Here is a 2,526-nt window from a genome sequence, read left to right as displayed (position 1 = left end):
GCGGGGGGGGGGCCCCGGGGGGGGGCGGGCGCCGCGGCGGGGGCGGGCGCGGGCGGGGCGGGGGGCCGGCCACCGCCTCCGCCGAAACCGCCTCCGCCACCGAAGCCACCGGCTCCGCCTCCTCCGCCACCGGAGAAGTTCCCGCCGCCGGAGAAGTTCCCGGCACCCGGCGGGGGCGCGGAGCCGCCCGACGGGTCGACGATCGCCTCGACCTTCCAGTGCACGTTGAACTGCTCGGCGAGCGCGGCCTTGAGGACGTCCTCGCTGCCGCTGCTCGCGAAGTTGTCCCGCGCGCCGGCGTTGAGGAAGCCGAGCTGGAGCGTGGTGCCGTCGAACCCGGCCACCTGCGCGTTCTGGCTCAGCAGGATCCAGGTGAAGCGGCGCCGGTTCTTGACCGCTTCGAGGATGGACGGCCACATGTTCCGCACCTGGGCGGCCCCGGCCGCCATGTCCCCGGCCGGAGCCTGCCCGGCGGGCTGCGCCTGCGGCGGCGCGGGGGACGGCGACTGCGGCGCGGACTGGGGCTGTACGGGGGCGGGCGCGGCGGTCGGCCAGCCGCCCGGGCGCGCGGCCCCGGGCCAGGCACCGGGCCGCGCGGCCTCCGGCTGCGCCGGGGCCTGGGCCTGCACGGGCGCGGGCGCGGGGGCGGCCTGCTGCGGAGGCGGCGGCGGGGCCATCGGCGTGTGGGCCTCGGGGCCGGGGACGTACCCCATCGGCGGCACGGCGACCGGGGCCGGCGTGAAGACGGGCGCGGCGGCCGGCGGCGCGGCGGCGCCGCGCTCCAGCCGGTCGAGGCGCGCGAGCAGGGACCGCTCGTCGTCGAACGCGGCGGGCAGCAGCACGCGCGCGCAGATCAGCTCCAACTGGAGGCGCGGCGAGGTGGCGCCGCGCATCTCGGTCAGCCCCTCGTTGACGAGGTCGGCGGCGCGGCTCAGCTCGGCGGCGCCGAACACCGACGCCTGCGCCTGCATCCGCTCGACCACGTCGGCGGGCGCGTCGATGAGCCCCTTCTCGGCGGCGTCCGGCACGGCGGCCAGGATCACCAGGTCCCGCAGCCGCTCCAGCAGGTCGGAGACGAACCGGCGGGGGTCGTTGCCGCCCTCGATGATCCGGTCGACGACCTCGAAGGCCGCGGCGCCGTCGCCCGCGGCGAAGGCGTCCACCACGGAGTCGAGCAGCGAGCTGTCCGTATAACCGAGGAGCGAGGTCGCCATGGCGTACGTCACACCGTCCTCGCCGGCACCGGCGAGGAGCTGGTCCATCACGGACATCGAGTCACGCACGGACCCGGCGCCGGCGCGCACGACGAGCGGCAGCACGCCGTCGTCGACGGGGATCCCCTCGCGCCCGCACACGTCGCCGAGGTAGTCCCGCAGCGTCCCCGGCGGCACCAGCCGGAAGGGGTAGTGGTGCGTCCGGGACCGGATCGTCCCGATGACCTTCTCGGGCTCGGTCGTCGCGAAGATGAACTTGAGGTGCTCCGGCGGCTCCTCGACCACCTTCAGCAGGGCGTTGAAGCCCGCCGGGGTGACCATGTGGGCCTCGTCGATGATGTAGATCTTGTACCGGCTGGAGGCGGGCCCGAAGAACGCCTTCTCGCGCAGGTCACGGGCATCGTCCACACCACCGTGCGAGGCGGCGTCGATCTCGATGACGTCGATCGACCCCGGCCCGTTCCGCGCCAGGTCCCGGCAGGACTGGCACTCGCCGCAGGGCGTGGGCGTGGGCCCCTGCTCACAGTTCAGACAGCGGGCCAGGATCCGCGCGCTGGTCGTCTTGCCGCAGCCGCGCGGTCCGCTGAACAGGTACGCGTGATTGACCCGGTTGTTCCGCAGGGCCTGCTGCAACGGGTCGGTGACATGCTCCTGCCCGATGACCTCGGCGAAGGACTCGGGGCGATAGCGGCGGTACAGCGCGAGAGACGACACGTATACGAGGTTATAGGCGCACGCCGACAACCCGGGAAAAACAGCCGCCGGGCGGTGGTCGGGGGGCTCGGCCGGAGGTTTCGGCCGGGGGTTTCGGCCGGGGGGCTCGGCCGGGGATCTCGACCGCGGACCTCGACCGCGGACCTCGATCTCAGGCTCGGCCGTGGGGCTGGCCGGCGAGCCCCTGCCCCCGCCCCTGCCTCTGGCCCTGCCTCTGTGCCTCTGGCCGCGGGATTCGTCTCCAGGTCTCCGGAAACGCAAGCGCCCCCCACGCACCCGCCAGAGCCGACCTACCCTTGCTGCCTTCCGGCCCTGGGGGAGTTCAGTCAGATAGCGCCGCGTGAGGGGCTCCGCCCAGCCTACCCGATCCGCGCCCCGCGCCGGACCCCCTCCCCCACCTGCGTCCGACCGTCCCCGACGACGTTCGCGAGCACCCTCCGCGGTCATGTAATGTTCTCCACGGAGGATTCGCCTAGAGGCCTAGGGCGCACGCTTGGAAAGCGTGTTGGGGGCAACCCCTCACGAGTTCGAATCTCGTATCCTCCGCCAGTGCCTCACCGGGCACGTTGTCGAAGGGCCCCACTGCTTGCAGTGGGGC

At 74.2% G+C, this 2,526-nt stretch carries 1 protein-coding gene, 1 tRNA gene and 1 other RNA gene; 1 reads left to right on the top strand and 2 read right to left on the bottom strand.

Translation table 11 applies throughout. The annotated features are described in order from the left end of the window. Together ACFW1I_RS23940 and ffs are read right to left on the bottom strand one after the other, a co-directional pair. On the bottom strand, nucleotides 1-1,928 hold a 1,928-nt coding region (locus ACFW1I_RS23940; protein WP_384673329.1), incomplete at its 3' end, for a DNA polymerase III subunit gamma and tau. A gap of 254 nt (nucleotides 1,929-2,182) precedes the next feature. Next, nucleotides 2,183-2,281: signal recognition particle sRNA small type (ffs, locus tag ACFW1I_RS23935), an RNA gene on the bottom strand. Between the two features lie 108 nt (nucleotides 2,282-2,389). Between ffs and ACFW1I_RS23930 the strand changes: the two genes are divergently transcribed. Further along, nucleotides 2,390-2,477: transfer RNA gene (locus ACFW1I_RS23930), tRNA-Ser, on the top strand. The last annotated feature ends 49 nt before the right edge of the window (nucleotides 2,478-2,526 follow it).

The sequence above is a fragment of the Streptomyces sp. NPDC058955 genome (genome assembly GCF_042741435.1).
Classification (GTDB): Bacteria; Actinomycetota; Actinomycetes; order Streptomycetales; family Streptomycetaceae; genus Streptomyces.
Note: the sequence above shows the minus strand (reverse complement) of the source record. Positions and strands in the feature narration are given on the sequence as shown.